This is a genomic window from Maridesulfovibrio sp. (genome assembly GCF_963666665.1).
Taxonomy (GTDB): Bacteria; Desulfobacterota; Desulfovibrionia; order Desulfovibrionales; family Desulfovibrionaceae; genus Maridesulfovibrio.
In genome coordinates this window covers 898614-917285 of sequence record NZ_OY762999.1, presented here as the reverse complement: position 1 = coordinate 917285, position 18672 = coordinate 898614, and the positions used below count along the sequence as shown (strand labels likewise).

Below are 18672 nucleotides of genomic sequence, written 5' to 3'. Positions count from 1 at the left end.
AGATCGCACCGTTTTTTAATTGTTAGTACTGACTTATCTTCTTGGGAAGCTTGATCATCCAGAACCCGGCTTTCTCGCCAGTAGGGACAAGCTTGAATGAAGTAGATACTTCCTGACCGTCGTATGTCATCTTGTCGCCATCGATTACATAGCTTGTGGCCTTCTTGATAACCTTACCATCCTTATCCGTGGCAGGATCAATTATCTTGGAGCCGAAACCGAAATCGTTATCTGAACAGACTGCTATAGTACGCATATCAGGTAAAAGGGCCAGACCTTCAGCTTTGCTTGGTTTCCAGCCGTATTCACGCAGACTAATAATCTTTTTCTTGGCCGCCATCTTGATACCGAGAGACTCAAGCTCTGCTGCACCCGAAACTGCTTCCAACTCTTTTCCTTCTGCGGTCATTTTTCCAGTCAGGTCAGTAGCGCTACTGATGTCGATAAGATAAATGAGGTTGCGCAACCCTTCCTTGCCTGTACCCTGCTCAACAATAAGGAATTCAGTGTCACTCACAGCGTGCAGATCACCAATCTTGACATCCTTACAACGCTTATAAGCTTCAACGTCAACGGGATATGCGAACATTTTAGTTTCGCCAGTCTCAGGATCAAGAAGAACAAGACGGGTAAAAGGAGCCTTGCTGTCCTTTACATTGCCATCAATGTCGCAAATAGACTGAACAGCTCCGAGAACCTTATTGGAAGGAGTTACAGCAACACCTTCCATACCCCGGTTAGGCTGACGTTTGCCTACGATTTCAGGCAACCCCTCACCCGGACCATACTTTTTGAGCAGGCGCCCGGTATTAACATCCATCTTAGCGATAAAAGGACCGTACTCATCACAAATCCAGAGATTGCCGTCCTTGCGGTCAAGGGCAATGCCTTCGGTATCCAGACCCTCACGATCGTAAGAAAGAACCTTATAAGAATCATTAAGCGGAATCTCACCGGTGGAACCGACGGTTCCGGGAGGAATGGGACGGCCTGAAATTTTTCTACCCTTGGTATCTTTGATTTCAATAGTGCTCATTAGAGTCACCCTACCGTCTTTCAAACCAATAGCACCGTAAGAAGGAGTGTAATCAGGAGCGGGAAAAACCTTTGACGGGACTTTCCTGCCATCAACCATAACTTTGGGACTATCTGCATTAGGGCCGCGATCACCAATGGCATAAAAAAAGCGGGTGCCGTCCTTACCAAGCCCGATATAAGTCATGCCGGAACCGATACCGATTGGAAAGCCTTCTGGAAATTCAGCTGCATATTGCCCGTTATACGGAACGTTATACTTCAGAGGGGTGTCAATTTCGTATTTCTCGATTTCAAACTCAGACGCAAAAGCAAGTCCGGCACTAAGCGCAACGGCCGCACCTGCTACAATCAACTTTTTAAGCATGGTTGCCTCCAGATATTTATATCCAAAAGCAGCTACACTTTTTGCAGGCAAAGATGATCACAGACAAGTGACAAACAAGACTCCTGTGCAAAAATAAGGAGTCGTTTTAATGAAATATAAAAACAAAAAAACTAATTACGGCTGAATAATTTCCCGCAAGGCCTCTTCTGCTTCGGTAAAATCAAACTTGAATCCGGCAGAGATAAGGTTCACCGGCATTACAAATTGACCACTTAGCAACACCTCATCCGCCATCTGCCCAAGAGCTAGCTTGAGAACAAAACCGGGGGCGCGAAACCAGATCCTTTTACCAAATACACTGCTTAAGGTATCTGCAAACTTATTAAAGGTCAGTGGCCGAATGGAGCTGAGATTGAAAATGCCCTTACATTTCTCATTTTCAATCAGAAAAATTATGGCCCGGACCTCATCTTTAATATGGATCCATGAGACACCTTGATGCCCTGCCCCAAGATAACTGCCCAATCCCGCCTTAAAAGGACCAATCATCTTAGACAGCGCACCGCCGTTTCCAAGAACCATAGCCGTACGAATAATTGCACGCCTCACTCCATGTTCTTCAACCGAAGCTGTGCTCGCTTCCCATTTTTCAACTACATCGGAAAGGAAAAGGCTACCTTTGGAAGAATTTTCATTAACCGGTTCTGGACCGCAATCACCATAATATCCGATGGCCGAACCCTGAATAACCACCTTCGGTTTATTTGGCGCTTTTACCACAGCTTCGCTTACAGCCTCCCCAGCCTCAACCCGACTGGTGAGAATCGATTTCTTCTTAGCTGCAGACCAGCGCCCGGAAGCGATATTATCTCCGGCAAGGTTGACTATTGCTGCCGCACCATCGGCATATTCCAGCCAACCGGATGAAGTTTTGCCATCCCAGACAACATTACGCACTCCGGAAATATCAGAAGGACGGCTGGAACGGGTCAAGCAAATAACCTGATACCCCTTTGCAACCAATTCATGACTTAGCCTTTTTCCAATAAATCCGGTTCCTCCGGTAATCACGACTTTCATGATCCCTCCTTGCCGACAATCAGCATTTCGCTTCTTCAATGGGCAATTGTATTATGAAACGGGTCCACTCTCCGGGCATGGAATCAACTTCCATGGTTCCGCCATGATGCTCGGTAACAATAAAATATGATACAGACAGTCCCAACCCAGTCCCTTTACCAACTTCCTTCGTAGTATAAAACGGTTCGAAAATCCTTTTACTTACTATCTCATCCATGCCGGGACCGTTATCTTCAATTTCAACCCTGACCAGTCCTCCGGCATGCTTTACCCTTAAAACCATACGCGGCCCACCGCTACTATACTTCTTTGTCTGAAGAGCTTCAGCCCCATTTCTGATCAAATTCAAAAATACCTGCTGAATTTCATTGCTCTCACACCACACAGCGGGAACCCCGGACTCGTACTCCCTGACTATTTCAATCTGTTTAAAATCATATTTTTCTTTCAAACTGTAACTGCTTGAGACCAGATCAATTGTCATATCCAATAATTCAGGCAAGCTGTGACGGCCTTTAATTTTATCACTTTTACGGCTGAAACTCAGCATATTCGAGACGATCTTTGCAGAACGCACACCTGCTTCAAAAATGCTTTCAATTTTATGGGAGACCCCCCGCCTTTCCATATAACTATGGATCGCATCAATTGATGTTCCGCACTCTTGAGCAATAAGATCATTAGCTTCCAGTCCGGGTGTTATCTGACGGGTGATGTTCTGAACATTTCCCAGAATGATTGCCAAGGGATTATTTATTTCATGGGCCATTCCGGCGGCAAGCCCACCGACAGAAAGCATTTTTTCATTCTGCATCACCATTTGTTCAAAATTCATACGGTCAGTAATATCATCAATCCTGATTACCGCCCCTTCAACACCGGGTTCATTCAAAGGATAGATAGTAATATTTTCATAACGGACACGCTTATCAACATACCGTCGAACCATAGGATCAACAACTTTTATGCCTGTCTTCAAGGCAGTACGGACTCGTTCAAGTTCACCAATCAAATCAGGGACAACCTCAGAAAGCTCCTTTTTAAGAACATTTTCAAGCTTAAGGCCGTATGCTTTTTCAGCTTCAAGGTTCCACTGATTGACTCTGCACTCTTTATCCACCCCAATAATGATGGAAGGCATTGAATTAATAACACTTGAAAGATAAAGCTGAACTTCCTGCAGATTCTGTTCAACCCGGTGCCTTTCCCTGAGTTCTTCACGCAGCAACTCCGTCTTCCGCATGACCTTATGCCGTAAAAGACCAACCCAAAGCATTGTTAACGCAAGAAAAGTAAGAAGTGGTGTAAGAACCAGAAAAGCATAATGTATTATCTTATCGTAAAGACTCTTCCGTTCGTAAACACCAAACCATTTTTCATAAATTTCATCATATTTCCCTGACTTCTTAATCAGGTTCAATCCTTCGTTCAACCGACCCAATAATTCAGCATTGCCTTTACGGACAGCAAAACAATATTTGCCGAAAGCAAAGTCCGCACCGGTGGTCTCCAGATTATCCAAATCCTCTTCGGCGACCCGAAAAAGATTTTGTATCTTTCCAAGAAGCGCCGCATCATGCTTACCGGACGACAGAAGTTTCAACGCCGCACCCTGATCGGCTACAGGAACAATCGTCGCGTCCGGATAATGCTCCAAAGCATAATCGTGCATGATATCACTGCGTTGAACCAGAATTTCTTTACCATGGAGATCTTCAAGTCTTCTGATATCCGAACCGGAACGCACAAAAATTGAATGGGAAATAATATTATGTGGAATTGAAAAATCGAAAAGTTCTGTACGGGCAGGTGAAAAATACATTCCAAGGACTACATCACTGGCTCCTTTCTCGAGATTATCAATAACTTCACTCCAAGGACGAAGGTTAATACCGATATTTAACCCGGATGCTTTTGCCACAGCGCGGATAATATCAACATTAAACCCAGTTGGCACGCCATCCTTTAAATATTCATATGGCGGATAATTGTTATCTCCTTCCACAAGAATATTTTCAGCATGCACAACCTGCCCATGAAACATGTACAAAGCCATACAGAGCAAGCACAAGAATCTTAGCAATACATTTTTTTTGTAGACCAAACTCACTCCCGTATTCAGCACTATATATTCCTAAAACACAGCTCCTTTTTTAATATTGATAATAGATCATTTCCAACAACTTTTGTCCAGAATTACAACGAATGCTTCCCCTTAAAAAACAAAAATCCCGGACAGCGAAAGCTATCCGGGACAAAAAAAATCAGAGTTGTAAAAATAAAGCTAAGCAGCCTTAAGAGCCCTGCTGATAAAATTCAAGATTTCCTTATAAAGACTGGGAGGACTGTACGGAGTAAGCAGATTGGTCCTGACTGCACCAACAAGGTTACACTGTACAACCGCAGCAGTTTCTGAAACAGGCAGGTTGGGAATGGAACCGTCACGCACACCGCGGGCAACACAGTTTTCAAGCAGAACTGGAATCTGGACAAACTTGTGAACCATTGCGTCTCGATCTTCTCCGGTCTTCAGATCACTGTAAGGTGAACATCGAATCAGCACCAGAAAATCCTCATCAGGATCAACTGAAAACTCAAGATAGCGGCGGGCAAATCTATACACGGCATCAAAACCGTTCTCTGCCTGCACCACTTCATCCTGCAAAGCCTGAGTCAAACGTTCAGCAACGTCAAAACCGGCCGCTCGGAAAAGCTTTTCCTTGTTCCCGTAATGGTGGGAAAGCAACCCCACTGCAACGCCGGCGCGATCTGCGATCTTCTTGAATGTAGTACCACTATATCCAAGCTCTCCGAAAAGCTCTTTAGCCGCCTTTAAAACTGTATCCTTTTTGGTCATTACAAAGTCTCGTTATTTCAAATTGTTGAAATTTATCGACACAGAAAAATCTTTACACGTAAAATCAAGCAAAGGTCAACTCTGAAAGTGATCACACCCCTAGCAATAACTTTAAGTATTTAATCCCTATTCTCCAAAATACTTACCACAAACCTTTGCCAGAAAGAACAAAAGCCCCTCCGGTGGGGGAGGGGCCTATGCTTTAAGGAATGGAAACGGAAGGTGTTTTACTAAGCTGATCTATAAAAACCTGACATCCGGAACATGTCCGCACATCATAGGTTTTTATCTTGATCAATGCCGATGTCCATCAGACTCGGGGAGAGATGCGGGCTTCCCCCCGTGTTGTGTCAAAGTAACTCTTGCAATTTGCTATTGTGGTTGAATCGTCATCCAACGTTATCAGGTGAAGCTTTCAAACTTTCTTCCTTAGACCCCTACAGTCGCAGGAAGCAGGAAAATTACTAGACCTGAAGGCTACATCAGCCTCTTGCAGACATCTACTCTGAACTCTTTTTCAGAGCGACATCAACTGAAAACAGTATCTACGTTCAGTACTGACTTCTGTCAACAGTTTTTTCGACTTTTTTGATTTTTGAATCAACTTATATCATAAGTATCTGTTTTTTTTCTATTTACTTTTGTATTTTTCTTCTCTAAAAATGCTCTATATACGACAAAAAACATTTATTTCACTTCAAAAACCCTACTGGTCGAACATTCAATCAGTCTCTTTAGGCCCATTTATCCCTTAAATTATCCATCCTGTTGCACCAAACCGTCGCTTCAAGTAATATCCTCTAAACGCCCCTAGAAGGAGAACAGACATGATTTTTAAAAAGATATTAATTCCCGTTGACGATTCCAAACACTCCGAAAATGCAATCAGCTATGGAGCCTCTCTCGCGGAAATGTCCGGCGGCAAGCTGATCGTTCTTCACTGTCACCGCCCTGTCCCCACTGGACTGGGAGAACCTAATTTTCAGAAGGCCATCGACAATGCCACCCGTGAGTCCTACGCTATCCTTGAACAAAAAACCGCCTTTCTAAAAGACAAGAATATTAATCATGAAGAAAAAATAATCGGTGGTTCCACGGCAAAAGCAATCAAGACTGTTGCCGATACTGAAAAATGCGACCTGATCATTATGGGGTCCAAGGGAAAATCCGACCTTGAAGGACTTGTTATCGGCAGCGTAACCCATAAGGTCCTACACACAGCCGAAATCCCTGTTCTGGTTATTAAATAGGAGAATTAAAATTCTACGAACGACAATCTATAATTAAAATGAGATTGTAATTAGAACTGTTTTCAATTAAGTATTTCAAAAAAATATTCGTGTAATTTTATCATTATTTCCAGCATACGGAGAGTTTAATGCGGCTTTTGACACGATCAGACTTTGACGGCCTTGCCTGCGCTGTCCTGCTCAAAGAAATCGGAATCATGGACAACTGGATGTTCGTCCATCCCAAGGATGTGCAGGACGGACGCTACCCCGGCGACCCCAACGATATAGTTGCCAACGTTCCTTATATCGAAGGTTGCGGATACTGGTTTGACCACCACTCCAGCGAGGAAGAACGCCTCGACATGAAACTGGATTACAAGGGTATGTCTAAACAGGCCAAAAGTGCTGCCCGCGTCATCTGGGAATACTTCGGCGGTCATGAAAAATTCGCTGACAAATTTGATGAAATGCTCCACTACGTGGATAAAGTAGACAGCGGAGACATCACTGCCGAGGAAGTAGCCAACCCCAAGGGCTGGATACTGCTCGGCTTCATCATGGACCCGCGCACCGGACTGGGCAGATACAGGCATTTCCAAGTCAGCAACTACCAGCTCATGGAACACCTTATAGACTACTGTCGAGAATTACCCATTGAAGATATCCTAGAACTGCCCGACGTCAAGGAACGTGTCGACCTTTATTTTGAAAGGGACAAACAGTTCCGTGAAATGCTGGAAGAACGGACCGAGATGTTCGGCAATGTCGCCATTCTCGACCTGCGTGAACAGGAAGAAATCTACCCCGGCAACAGGTTCACCCTCTACTCCATGTACCCGGAATGCAACATCAGCATCCAGATCATATGGGGTAAAATGAAGCAGAACACCGTCTTCTCCGTAGGTCACAGCATCCTTAACCGCACCAGCAAAGTCGACGTGGGCAGTGTAATGCTCAAATTCGGCGGTGGCGGACACAAGCAGGTTGGAACCTGTCAGGTTCCTCACGACGAAGCCGATGCCGTCCTCGGCCAGATGGTCGCTATGTTCATGAATAAGGAATAATTACTAAGAGCCTGATCACTGAGGTCAGGTTCTTTTTTATACATATTGTTTATCTAAGATTGACAGCAACATGAAAAAGTCAATACAAGATAAACATGAAACAATTCTCTGCAGAAATACTTACCCCTGAAACCGCAAGAAAAATTAAACTGCCGCTGCTTCTATCCGAAGTAATCGCAGGCTTCCCCTCCCCTGCTGATGACTACATCGATAGAAAGATGGACCTCAATGAGCACCTGATAAGCAATAAAGCAGCAACTTTTCTCATCCGGGCCTACGGCGACTCCATGATCGACGCCAACATCAAAGAGGGAGACATACTTGTTGTCGACCGCTCCATGGACGCCCACAATAACTCCATCATCATAGCCATATTCAACGGAGAACTTACTGTAAAACGGATCAAGCAACGAGAGGGAAGACTTTTCCTTATCCCGGAAAATCCGGATTACCCCCTGCTTGAAATAACAGAAGAAACTTCTTTTGAAGTTTGGGGAGTAGTAACTTACATCATCCACAAGGCAGTATAATGAGAATCTTTGCGCTGGTGGATTGCAATAATTTCTACGTTTCCTGCGAAAGGCTGTTCCGCCCGAAACTCAGACTCCGTCCGGTTGTAGTTCTCTCTAATAATGATGGCTGCGTAATCTCGCGCTCACAGGAGGCAAAAGACATCGGCGTACCAATGGGAGCTCCGGCATATAAATATCACTCATTTTTCCTGCAAAATAATGTTGAAATATTTTCATCCAATTACGCTCTTTACGGCGACCTTTCGCAACGAGTAACCGCAACTCTGGCCTCCCTCACTCCAAACCTTGAGGTCTACTCCATCGACGAATCTTTCCTTGAATTTCCGCCCTGCATGCTCCGAGAACTACCATCTATAGGAAAAGAAATCAGAACCAGAATTCTCAAATGGACCGGAATACCGGTCTCCGTAGGATTCGGCCCCACAAAAACACTGGCCAAGATTGCCAGCCGATTTGCAAAAAAACATCCACAAACAGAAGGAACATTCAGCCTTTGCGCCAGAAATGATCTGGACCGGCTGCTGGAGAAAGTTCCGGTAACTGGCGTCTGGGGCATCGGCAGACGACACGGTAAAAGATTAATAGGACGAGGAGTCAGTACCGCACGAGCCTTTAAAGACCTGCCGAACCTCTGGCTCAAAAAAAATATGTCCGTTACAGGATTGCATACCGCCCTGGAACTGCGCGGAACCCCCTGCTTTGAATTGGACAATTCGCCGAAACCCAAAAAAACAATATCCTCATCCCGTTCTTTCGGACGTCCTGTTTCAACCCTGTCCGACCTTGAAGAGTCCGTTGCAACCTATATCTCCAGAGCAGGAGAAAAACTGCGCGAGCAGCAATCACTTACCAACGGAGTCATGGTCTATCTGACCACCAACCGCTTCAACAATCTGCCACAATACTCCAACTCCGCCACCCGCATGCTGCCCATTGCCACGGACTACACACCGGAACTGATCAACATCGGACTGCAATGCATCCGTTCCATATATAAGGAAGGGTTCAGCTATAAAAAGACAGGAATCGTTCTGCTCGACCTTTGCGGAAAGTACAACCAGCAGTGCAATTTGCTGGAACTGGACAATAAAGCCGAATCAACAAAAAAAGAGGCCCTCATGAACCTACTGGACTCAGCCAATACACGCTTCGGCAGACGCACCCTCAGCTATGCTTCCGAGGGCATTAAGCAGCCGTGGCAAATGAACAGAAAGCACAAATCACCAGCCTACACCACTAACTGGGACGAACTGCCGAGAATTGGATAAACATCCAGAAATCGAGGAATGACAGGAGAAATTGAACTTGAAACAGATTTTAGACTTATTAGAAATCCGAAAATGTTCTCCCGATCCTGCTTGCCCATTCGAAAACTTTAGGGCATTAAACGGAGTGAAAGTAAAACTCAAAAGCCCGTAGTTGGGAAAAAACAGAATTACTGTCTATAAAATTATGAATAAAACATTTACCAGCATCAGGACCAAGGCGACCTTGATCGGACTGCCCCTGATCATCGCAGCCCTGCTTACAGGTTGCGGCACAAAAAACGAAGCCGCAGGGCTCCACCAGACAGGAACCGTCGCCTTCATGCTCAATAAGGACAAGGCGGCCTCTGTCTACTTTGAAAAGGCAATAGACGCCAATCCGGAATACGGCCCCAGCTATATAATGCTCGGCGACTGCTACCTCCGGGAAGGCAAATACAAGGAAGCTGTTGACGTCATCAGCAGAGGACTCAAACTTGAACTGGAGCAGGGCCACATCAGACTTGCTCACAGAAAGCTGGCTCGAGCCTACAAAGAACTCGGAAATTCCGAAAAAGCACTTGAGCACATAACCATCTATACCCGCATGTCTGTCTGGCAGGATAAATTCACTCCGCAGAAAATTTCCGAAACAGAAACTTTCGTCGCAGAACTGAATCTACCGGATGAACAAAAAGACCTTGCGGTAGACAAAATCATGGAAGAATCCAACAAAGCCAAAGCCGGACCAGTCATTGAAGAAAGTCAGGAAGAAGAAACCGACATTCTAAACATGATCAGCTTTGGACTTATTTAGTTTTTTTGCACAAGCGCCATAAATCCCGCATTTTATAATGTAAAATGCGGGATTTTCTTTTTAAGGGCATAAACAATAGCCCTCATTCGGAATTTGACGAAATGCACGTGTTTGTTTTATCAGGGCAAGCTGAAATGAATTCTGGCGGAGTTCATTAATCAAAAAAACTGAAGCAGTCCTCTAGGGTCAACTTTCAACAAAACCACCAACCTAACTCCTCTTACTGGTTATAATTTTGTCCTAAAAATCAGAGCAGGACCTATTATACCTACGTAAGTGTTAGTTATATTTAACTTGACAGAAGCCTTATTTGGCTTAAAACGGTTGCGTATTTTTTTGAAAAAAACAGTTTTAACTAACATAATATATAATTAACCAGAAAGACTCAGGAGAGTCATTTTGAATCCCAAAACAGATAAAGTACTTATTGCTAACCGAGGCGAGATCGCCGTGCGTATCATGCAGGCATGTAAAGATCTCGGACTCAGTTTTGTCAGCGTATACACGGCAGAGGACAAGGATTCCGGGCACGTAACTCTCGCAAGGAAGCTCGGAGGCGAAGAAGCGATCTATATGATCAGATCCTACAACGATGCAGGGGATATCCTCTCCGTTGCAGACGAAACCATGTGTACCGCGGTACACCCGGGCTACGGCTTCTTCTCTGAAAACTTTCGTTTTGCCCGCAGGGTAACCGAAAGGGATCGTCCCATGACCTTCATCGGACCTTCCTGGTGGGTAATCCGCGACCTTGGTGACAAAATTAACACCAAACGTCTTGCAAGAAAACTCGGAGTTCCCACCATCCCCGGTTCCGACAGGGCAATTTACGATGAACTGGAAGCGGAAGAAATCGCGTCCAACCTGTTTGAATTTCAGAAAGAACAGGGAGTACGTAATCCCGTTGTTCTCGTAAAGGCATCCGCAGGCGGCGGTGGTATGGGTATTGACGAAGTGTATTCCATCGAGGAATTTCGTCAGGTTTACCGCCGTATCAGAAACTACTCCCTGCGTACCTTCAACGACGAAGGCGTACTTATTGAACAGCGTATCTTCAACTTCAACCACCTTGAAGTTCAGATCGTTTCCGAACGCTCCGGCAAGAAACATGTCCACTTCGGCACCCGTAACTGCTCCGTACAGAGCCCCGGACGCCAGAAGAGGATCGAAGTCGCACCCGGCTTCTTCCCTGAAAGCATCGCTTATTCCTTTGATGCCAAGAAAGTTCTCGACGACATTGTGGAACACTCCCTGAGCATGGCCCGTGAAATCAATTATGACAACGTGGGAACATGGGAATGGATTGTAACCCCCAAGGGCGCCCCCTTCCTCATGGAAGTAAACACCCGTATTCAGGTTGAAAACGGTGTTTCCGCTGCCATTTCACGCATCAAGGGCAACCCGGACGTAAACCTGATCAAAGAACAGATCAGACTCGCCCTCGGGGATGAGCTGGGCTACACTCAGGACGACATCACATTCGAAGGTGTGGGAATCGAATACAGAATCATTGCTGAAGACACAGACGAGAAATTCGCTCCTTGGGCAGGCGAAATCGAGAATCTCCGCTGGGATGACCATAATTGGCTCAGAATGCATACCCATATCCCAAAAGACCTGCCCTACCAGATTCCCACAGAATTTGACCCCAACCTGGCACTGGCCATCATCTGGGGCAAGGACCTTGAGGAATCCAAGAAACGCGGACTCGAATTCCTTGATGAATTCGTTCTGGAAGGCAAGGACAGAAAGGAAGTATCCCTGAAGTCCAACCTTAAGTTTCTGGCCAAGAAAACAACAAACATACTGGAATTCTAATAATACATTATGGATATAGAAAAGAAACTGGACGGGTTAATCAAGAGGGTCCAGTATGCGCGTGATATTCTCGGTGAAGCCGAGGACAGACGCCTTACTGCATTCGCAGGCAAGCTTGATGCCTTCCTTGAAACCAGCATAAATAAGACTCAGGAAGAGCTGTGGGACAAACTCAACACTTACGATGAGAGCCTCGCAGTACTGGAAAAAGACATCGACAAAACCCTGTCCGCCATGGACAAGGTCCGTATCGTACGTCATTCCGAAAGAATCTGCCTCGAAGACATCCTTGAAAACGTATACGACAACTACACTGTCGTAGGTGGTAAGGATGACATGAGCATCGACCCCGGCATGGTTATCGCCCGGGCCTACATCACCCGCCGCGTGGGCAAGAAAGTCCACAACCAGCCGGTAATGGTCGTAGGTCAGGAAAAGGGCCACGGTCAGGAGTTCCGCAACGGCGGCTGTATCAAACCGTGGGGTAATGCCAACGCCCTGCGCTACATGAAAGTTGCTGCACGCGAGAACATTCCCATTCACACCTACGTATTCACCCCCGGTTCCTATCCGGTGGAAGATTACCCCGGTGCTGCTCAGCAGATCGCAGAAAACATCTACGAAATGTGCGGTCTTGATGTGCCCATCATTTCCGTTATTTCCGAAGGCGGTTCCGGTGGTGCTGAAGCAATCGCCATGGCCGATAAACGTCTCATGCTTTCCCACGGTTACTATTCCGTTATCTCACCCGAAGGTGCTGCCGCAATTGAAGGCCGTATCCGCGGTGGAGAACGTGCTCCCGCCGAGCTGATCGAAACCTGTGCCAAATCCCAGTGCATTACTGCGGACGACAACCTGCGTTTCGGTTATATCGACGGAATCATCCGTGAGCCTGCACTTGGCGCACGTCCCGAGCATTTCGATTTCTACAAGATGGTCCGCTCTGAAGTAGTTCGGGCCACAGATGAAGTGGTTCTGAGCGTTAAGGGCCTTCGCCTCTTCAGTAAGGCTGCCATCAAGAACCATAATAAAAAAGATATCACAGACGAATCCGTATTCGTCCGCTGGCAGATCAGCCCCAATGCAAAAGACAGGCTGCTCTGGAAGCGTTACAAAAAATACCGCCGCATGGCACAGGATGCTTTCGACGACAAGCGTTCCTTCCTTGAAAAGCTCAACTCCGCAAAAGTTGATGCCATGGCCGCAGCATACTCCACCGTACGCTACGACATGATCAGGAAGTACCAGTCCAAGATTCAGGCCCTTGCAGATGAAGCCAAGGACGAAATGCATGTTGTGACCAACAAGTTCGATAAGCTCAAGCACATGCTCCTCGGCAAGATGGGCGCAAGCACCAAGAGCGTGTCTGAAGTTGAAGCGGCACTGACCAAGCTTTCCGTTGATGCGGAACCGGACACTCCGCCATCTGATTACCGTCACTACATCAGCCCCCGTGCCAGCGAAGACAAGGAAATCACCTGTCCCAACGCTGAGAAGAACGGCTGTCTCGAAATCTGGTCCCGTGACCTTTTCGACGAATTCGCCGGGGTATGCCCCACCTGCGGACACCATTTCCCCATGGAATACCGCTGGTACATGGCTAACCTCTTCGACTGGGGCACAGTACGTGAATTCAACAAATCAATATGCTCTGCCAACCCCACCGGCTTCCCTAACTTTCAGGAAAGGCTGGACGGCGCAAAAGCCAAAACCGGGCTTCAGTCCGGCTGCATCACCTTTGAAGGTGCCATCAAACACACCAAGGTGACCTGCGCCACTCTCGTAGCCCCCTTCCGCGGCGGTTCCGTAGGAGCGGCAGAAGGTGAAAAATTCATCCGCGCCCTTGAGCTGGCAGGTAAGAAACGTTATCCCTTCCTCGCATACGTTCACGGTACTGCCGGTATCCGTATTCAGGAAGGAACCAACGGTCTGATCCAGATGCCGCGTGTAACCATGGCTGTACGCCGCTACATTGAGTCCGGCGGACTCTACATCGTTCTTTACGATACCAACTCCTACGCCGGACCGGTGGCAAGTTTCCTCGGCTGCTCCCCTTACCAGTACGCTGTGCGCTCTTCACGCATCGGTTTCGCCGGTCCGGGTGTTATCAAGGAAACTACCGGTATGGAAATCCCGCCGGATTACCATTCCGCATACAACGCGCTCTCCAGAGGTCACATTCAGGACATCTGGGACCGCCGCGATATCCGCCGCAACCTGCATCAGGCTTTCCTGACCGTAGGTGGCCGCAACCTCTATTACAGATAGAGCCACTACACTCTATTCCTCATACCCAGAAACAGCCCCTGCTCTTCACGGAGCAGGGGGTGTTCTAGTTAAAAACAAATTTAATCTGCTTTACCGTTTTAGCTTATTGTCACCAATTGCTATCATTAATCCTGAGAGTGAGTTATAAGCAGAAGAGGAATGAACCATTTAAGCGGGAGGCAGCAAATGAAATTGGCAATAAGATTATTTTTTCTGGCACTTTTGACAGCCCTCCTAGTAACACCGGTTTCAATCGCCGGTAATATGGCCGATGGCCTTCAATGTCCTTCCGGCTGGCAAACAAGAGCAAGAGCGCCTGCACAGTATGACCTCAACCAACTTCTCAAACAATGCACTCCGCCGACCAATGATGCGATAATTCAATTATACGCAAAAACAACCTCAGCTTCCATAATCGCAGAGCTTGATAAATGGACTCAATATTTAAGAAGCAAAGGTTTGCCATACCAACGGCTTTTAAACGAACAGCCGGGACACGTTTCCGGATATCCGGCAACACTCAGATTTTTTTCAGGCTGGGACCGGGATGGAAAATGGTATGACTCATACCTTGTCGTTTCACGCTACATGGGAACTAACTATATTTTCATAGGCTACGCAATGAAAGGACATGACCGGGTCAGAATTCAGATGCGAAATGCCATGAACGACTGGCATTATCCCGGAGTTTCAGGACCTACAAATTCCGGTTATTCAAACACCTACAACAATAACCAGCAGGGCCTGCCGAACCAAGGCTCGGGCATCAATCCGAATACAAATGCCAACATAAACATCAACCCGACAGTCAATGTGAACAGACCGGGCTGCACACGCCAGACCAGCCAGAGCTCTACTTACACGAATCAGGGTAACTCATATTCAAACAGTCAGGACACGCAATATCCCGACTCTGGAAACACTTATCAAAACACACAGGACCCCAAACCTGACACAGACAAACCCGACAATTCGAATAGTAACGGCAACAACCAGAACACTGACCGTCCCTCGGACAATAAATATCTCGACTATATACTGGAATAACCCCACATCATCATAAATAAGAAACACCCCCGGCTCCTTATGGAACAGGGGGTGTTCTAGTGACTCAACCAAATCTGCCTTTCTACTTGCTGCTACCGCCACCAATATTTGAAACAGTTGCAGAGACTTCTCCTGATGTATCCACTGTTTTGCAAGCCACAAACGAAAAGCAAAGCAGCAACCCAAGGACCAAGACAGGTAATTTTGTTTTCAATATATTTAAATCAAAAGACATCAAATTCTCCTGAAGGCAACAAGAAAAACTTTACTTCTTACCTTTTTTCTCCTGAACAATACGCTCCATATCTTCGTCGTAAGAAGCGACATTCCAAGGAAATGATTTTCGGGCGGTCATGACCGCAAAATTTTCAACTTCCTGTACCCACTGGCGATAGTCTTCGAGGACCCGCTCACCCAGCGGGGTAAGGCTACAGCCTTTACGACCACGGGTTTTAAGCACCAGAGATTCACCGAGTACATCCTCGGTGTTTTTAAGCCTTCCCCATGCCGCACGGTAGGACATTCCAAGCGCTTTAGCTGCTTTATTCAGCGAGCCCTGTTTTTCTATCTGCTCCAGCAGTTGCGCCCTACCAAGGCCGAAAAGCATACCTTCTTCTGTTTCCAGCCATAAGTTTAATCGCACCCTAGGACAGAAATTATCATCGCTCGCCATTATTCAGCCTCCTTATATTTACATTCGCTTTCTGTTTACTTTTTTTGATAACATAAACAAAGCAGCGCACAAAGTACATGCCTCAAACCAATGAGAATAAATCTATAACCGGCACGATCAGCCGCAAGAGCAAAAATAAGATTCTACCAGTTCAACTCTTGCTTTTCCTGAAACTCTAACTAAACTCCTAGCTCCGCAGCCAAATCCGCCTTTCCTCTGATTTTTTTACACCGGATCTGCTATATAAGGCTGACTACGTTTGAATTTATACGGAGTTTTTCCCGCTTATGAATATGACCACCGCAGACATGACCAACTCTCCATACAAAACCATATGGAACCTGTCATGGCCGCAGATACTGATGATGCTCTTCCACTTGATGATCGGTCTTGTGGATGTCTGGGTTGCATCCAAACTTGGCCGAGAAATTCAAGCCTCCATGGGCATGATCAGCCAGTCGCTTTTTTTCTTTCTGGTCATCGCCATGGCCACAGCCAACGGCTCGGTAGCAGCAATCAGCCAGTCCATCGGTGCAGGCATGATGCTGCGGGCTAAGCGCTACGTGGGCCTGTGCTTCATCATCGGGGCCATATTGGGACTGATCATCTTCACCGTAGGTTTTCCATACCGGAATGGAATCCTTACAATTCTACAAGTCCCCGAGGAAATGCGCTATGTGATGGAATATTTTATTGAAGTATTCCTATACCTTGTACCCATCTATTACATGCTGATCATTACCAACGCGGTCTTCAGGGCCCAAAAAAAGGTAATGCTGCCCCTGTACAGCATGATTATCGTCACGGTTACCAACACTATCGGTGACTTAGGACTCGGAATGGGCATGTGGGGATTCCCGAATCTCGGATACAAAGGACTGGCTTGGGCAACTTTCGGTTCAATAACCATGGGTGCCATATTCAACGTCATTGTGCTCATCAGATCTGGTGACCTGCGACGCAAATGCATTGCTCCGTTACGCTGGATGAAAAGCGCTTTCCCGTACCTTTTCAAAGTCGCGTGGCCAAGCGGCCTGATGCAGCTGGTCTGGCATTCTGGATACATGGTGCTATATTCCATCACTGCCAGTCTGCCTGAAAACAACGTTATCGCGCTGGCAGGCATGACTGCGGGAATCCGCATTGAGTCTATCCTGTTCCTGCCGGCATTTGCTTTCAATATGACTGCTTCGATTATTATCGGGCACTACCTTGGTGACGGCAAAGCTGACGAGGCCAAGAAGTTCGGGTATAGAATATTGTTTCTGGCTATCGGGTTCCTGAGCATTACCGCCCTGCTGCTCTGGCAGGTGATTTATCCGGTAACCGCCATCATCGCCCCGGAACAGGTGGTCCTTGATGAAGCCGTAAACTATCTCTATTATAATATGCTCGCCATTCCATTTACCCTGACCTCCATGATCATGGCCGGGGCATTAAACGGAGCTGGCGCAACCCTCTACAACCTGTTCATTTTTGCCATCACCGTCTGGGGATGTAGACTTCCGCTGGCCTATTTTCTGGGCCACGAAGTACTGAATTCAGCCACCGGAATATGGATGGCCATGCTCATCTCACAAGGGGTACAAGCATCTATAATTTTTTACACATTCTCGTGCAGAAACTGGCAGAAGTTCAGCATGATTAAGAAAAACAATAAAAGGACCAGCAATGAATAATAAATTCAAGCCTATCACCCTTGAATGTCAGAATGAATTTGAAAAAGCTCTCGCGGCCTGCCCGCAGCGTACCTCTGATTTCACCTTTGCCAATATCTGGGGCTGGACCGAACATTACGGTCTTGAACTGAGCTGCGGTAAATCCGGACTCATCCATATTCGCCAGAACAAACCTGAAGTAATCAATTGGGCTCCAATTGGAGACTGGTTCAGCGCGGACTGGGAAAAGTGCGAACTCATGAATACCCCCGGAACCAAATTCACACGTGTCCCCGAAAAACTGGCTCTGTACCTTAAGGATCTCTTTGGAGACAAGATCGAAATCACAGAGAACCGCGACCACTTCGATTACGTATATTCAGTACAGGAACTCATTGAACTACGCGGAAACCGTTTTCATAAAAAGAAGAACCTCTACCGCCAGTTCATGAAAAAATATGACTACGAATACCGCGAAATCACCCCTGATTGCGTAGAAGAAGTGCTGGAAATGCAGCTTGATTGGTATCGCTGGCAGGAAGAAAAGAACTTCTCGCCCGCCCTTGTCGCTGAGAACGAAGCCATTGCCAAAGTTCTCAAGGAAATGGACACCATCAAAAATCTCACTGGCGGAACCCTGCGAATCGACAACCGCATCATCGCCTACACCATTGCCGAACCCTTAGGCGAAGACACCATCGTCATCCATTTTGAAAAAGGGAACACCTATTTTAAAGGCGTCTATCAGGCAATCAATCAGATGTTCCTCGAAAACAGCGCCAGTGACAAAAAATTCGTTAACCGTGAACAGGATCTCGGCGAACCCGGACTGCGCAAAGCAAAAGAATCATACAATCCAGTACACTTCATGAAGAAATACGAGTTGGTTGTATTATAGTTTGATTTGATGCGCTTTTTGATAAAAAGATTTTTGCCTCCGGCGGCTTAAACCCTTTGAAAAGGGTTTAAGAATCACAAACTTTTTTAGTAGGGCTTCGCCGCTTCGTTATATTCTATT

Annotated in this window: 16 protein-coding genes; 10 read left to right on the top strand and 6 right to left on the bottom strand. The window is 46.5% G+C overall.

Annotated elements, in window-relative coordinates; genetic code table 11:
* Positions 1–22: 22 nt before the first annotated feature.
* From ACKU40_RS04130 to ACKU40_RS04115, 4 genes are all read right to left on the bottom strand, one after another.
* Positions 23–1402: an esterase-like activity of phytase family protein gene (locus ACKU40_RS04130; RefSeq protein WP_320175263.1), complete on the bottom strand. Its 1380-nt coding sequence runs from the start codon at positions 1400–1402 to the stop codon at positions 23–25.
* A gap of 135 nt (positions 1403–1537) precedes the next feature.
* A complete protein-coding gene (locus tag ACKU40_RS04125) occupies positions 1538–2443 on the bottom strand; it encodes a TIGR01777 family oxidoreductase (RefSeq protein ID WP_320175262.1) in 906 nt (301 codons plus the stop codon).
* A gap of 19 nt (positions 2444–2462) precedes the next feature.
* The gene (locus ACKU40_RS04120) at positions 2463–4499 is read right to left on the bottom strand and encodes a transporter substrate-binding domain-containing protein (RefSeq protein ID WP_320175261.1); all 2037 of its coding nucleotides are present in this window, start codon (positions 4497–4499) and stop codon (positions 2463–2465) included.
* 228 nt (positions 4500–4727) lie between these two features.
* Positions 4728–5300: a TetR/AcrR family transcriptional regulator gene (locus tag ACKU40_RS04115; protein ID WP_320175260.1), complete on the bottom strand. Its 573-nt coding sequence runs from the start codon at positions 5298–5300 to the stop codon at positions 4728–4730.
* Between the two features lie 827 nt (positions 5301–6127).
* Here ACKU40_RS04115 and ACKU40_RS04110 point away from each other — a divergent pair.
* The 8 genes from ACKU40_RS04110 (at position 6128) to ACKU40_RS04075 (ending at position 15323) form a co-directional block, all read left to right on the top strand.
* Positions 6128–6550 carry a universal stress protein gene (locus tag ACKU40_RS04110; RefSeq protein WP_320175259.1) on the top strand — a complete coding sequence of 141 codons (423 nt, stop codon included), beginning with the start codon at positions 6128–6130 and terminating at the stop codon, positions 6548–6550.
* A 128-nt stretch (positions 6551–6678) separates the two neighbouring features.
* Positions 6679–7596, top strand: coding sequence for an exopolyphosphatase (locus tag ACKU40_RS04105; protein WP_320175258.1), 918 nt, complete (start codon positions 6679–6681; stop codon positions 7594–7596).
* A gap of 95 nt (positions 7597–7691) precedes the next feature.
* Complete coding sequence (locus ACKU40_RS04100) at positions 7692–8126, top strand: translesion error-prone DNA polymerase V autoproteolytic subunit (RefSeq protein ID WP_320175257.1); 435 nt, start codon at positions 7692–7694, stop codon at positions 8124–8126.
* The gene (locus ACKU40_RS04095) at positions 8126–9397 is read left to right on the top strand and encodes a Y-family DNA polymerase (RefSeq protein ID WP_320175256.1); all 1272 of its coding nucleotides are present in this window, start codon (positions 8126–8128) and stop codon (positions 9395–9397) included. The genes ACKU40_RS04100 and ACKU40_RS04095 overlap by 1 nt, the downstream gene beginning before the upstream one ends.
* Before the next feature lie 184 nt (positions 9398–9581).
* The gene (locus tag ACKU40_RS04090; RefSeq protein WP_320175255.1) at positions 9582–10190 is read left to right on the top strand and encodes a tetratricopeptide repeat protein; all 609 of its coding nucleotides are present in this window, start codon (positions 9582–9584) and stop codon (positions 10188–10190) included.
* A gap of 399 nt (positions 10191–10589) precedes the next feature.
* Entirely contained in the window at positions 10590–12008 is a 1419-nt protein-coding gene (locus ACKU40_RS04085) for a biotin carboxylase N-terminal domain-containing protein (protein ID WP_320175254.1), read from the top strand.
* A gap of 9 nt (positions 12009–12017) precedes the next feature.
* Positions 12018–14276: a carboxyl transferase domain-containing protein gene (locus ACKU40_RS04080; RefSeq protein ID WP_320175253.1), complete on the top strand. Its 2259-nt coding sequence runs from the start codon at positions 12018–12020 to the stop codon at positions 14274–14276.
* A 186-nt stretch (positions 14277–14462) separates the two neighbouring features.
* Positions 14463–15323, top strand: a complete 861-nt coding sequence (locus ACKU40_RS04075; RefSeq protein WP_320175252.1) for a hypothetical protein — start codon at positions 14463–14465, stop codon at positions 15321–15323.
* 82 nt (positions 15324–15405) lie between these two features.
* Here ACKU40_RS04075 and ACKU40_RS04070 read toward each other — a convergent pair whose 3' ends face one another.
* Together ACKU40_RS04070 and ACKU40_RS04065 are read right to left on the bottom strand one after the other, a co-directional pair.
* Positions 15406–15558 (bottom strand): hypothetical protein, encoded by a 153-nt coding sequence (locus ACKU40_RS04070; RefSeq protein WP_320175251.1) that lies wholly within the window; start codon positions 15556–15558, stop codon positions 15406–15408.
* Positions 15559–15588: 30 nt separating this feature from the next.
* The gene (locus ACKU40_RS04065) at positions 15589–15996 is read right to left on the bottom strand and encodes a LysR family transcriptional regulator (RefSeq protein ID WP_320175250.1); all 408 of its coding nucleotides are present in this window, start codon (positions 15994–15996) and stop codon (positions 15589–15591) included.
* Between the two features lie 287 nt (positions 15997–16283).
* On the opposite strand from ACKU40_RS04065, the gene ACKU40_RS04060 reads away from it, so the two are divergent.
* Positions 16284–17675: an MATE family efflux transporter gene (locus ACKU40_RS04060; protein ID WP_320175249.1), complete on the top strand. Its 1392-nt coding sequence runs from the start codon at positions 16284–16286 to the stop codon at positions 17673–17675.
* Positions 17668–18552: a phosphatidylglycerol lysyltransferase domain-containing protein gene (locus tag ACKU40_RS04055; protein WP_320175248.1), complete on the top strand. Its 885-nt coding sequence runs from the start codon at positions 17668–17670 to the stop codon at positions 18550–18552. Before ACKU40_RS04060 ends, ACKU40_RS04055 begins: the two co-directional genes overlap by 8 nt.
* Positions 18553–18672: the final 120 nt, after the last annotated feature.

What these genes read in the sequence shown, in the direction of transcription:
- ACKU40_RS04070 (WP_320175251.1), bottom strand. Translation starts at nt 15,558, where the DNA reads ATGTCTTTTGATTTAAATATATTGAAAACAAAATTACCTGTCTTGGTC.
- ACKU40_RS04110 (WP_320175259.1), top strand. Translation starts at nt 6,128, where the DNA reads ATGATTTTTAAAAAGATATTAATTCCCGTTGACGATTCCAAACACTCC.
- ACKU40_RS04115 (WP_320175260.1), bottom strand. Translation starts at nt 5,300, where the DNA reads ATGACCAAAAAGGATACAGTTTTAAAGGCGGCTAAAGAGCTTTTCGGA.
- ACKU40_RS04055 (WP_320175248.1), top strand. Translation starts at nt 17,668, where the DNA reads ATGAATAATAAATTCAAGCCTATCACCCTTGAATGTCAGAATGAATTT.
- ACKU40_RS04125 (WP_320175262.1), bottom strand. Translation starts at nt 2,443, where the DNA reads ATGAAAGTCGTGATTACCGGAGGAACCGGATTTATTGGAAAAAGGCTA.
- ACKU40_RS04065 (WP_320175250.1), bottom strand. Translation starts at nt 15,996, where the DNA reads ATGGCGAGCGATGATAATTTCTGTCCTAGGGTGCGATTAAACTTATGG.
- ACKU40_RS04060 (WP_320175249.1), top strand. Translation starts at nt 16,284, where the DNA reads ATGAATATGACCACCGCAGACATGACCAACTCTCCATACAAAACCATA.
- ACKU40_RS04130 (WP_320175263.1), bottom strand. Translation starts at nt 1,402, where the DNA reads ATGCTTAAAAAGTTGATTGTAGCAGGTGCGGCCGTTGCGCTTAGTGCC.
- ACKU40_RS04075 (WP_320175252.1), top strand. Translation starts at nt 14,463, where the DNA reads ATGAAATTGGCAATAAGATTATTTTTTCTGGCACTTTTGACAGCCCTC.
- ACKU40_RS04095 (WP_320175256.1), top strand. Translation starts at nt 8,126, where the DNA reads ATGAGAATCTTTGCGCTGGTGGATTGCAATAATTTCTACGTTTCCTGC.
- ACKU40_RS04100 (WP_320175257.1), top strand. Translation starts at nt 7,692, where the DNA reads ATGAAACAATTCTCTGCAGAAATACTTACCCCTGAAACCGCAAGAAAA.
- ACKU40_RS04105 (WP_320175258.1), top strand. Translation starts at nt 6,679, where the DNA reads ATGCGGCTTTTGACACGATCAGACTTTGACGGCCTTGCCTGCGCTGTC.
- ACKU40_RS04120 (WP_320175261.1), bottom strand. Translation starts at nt 4,499, where the DNA reads ATGGCTTTGTACATGTTTCATGGGCAGGTTGTGCATGCTGAAAATATT.
- ACKU40_RS04090 (WP_320175255.1), top strand. Translation starts at nt 9,582, where the DNA reads ATGAATAAAACATTTACCAGCATCAGGACCAAGGCGACCTTGATCGGA.
- ACKU40_RS04080 (WP_320175253.1), top strand. Translation starts at nt 12,018, where the DNA reads ATGGATATAGAAAAGAAACTGGACGGGTTAATCAAGAGGGTCCAGTAT.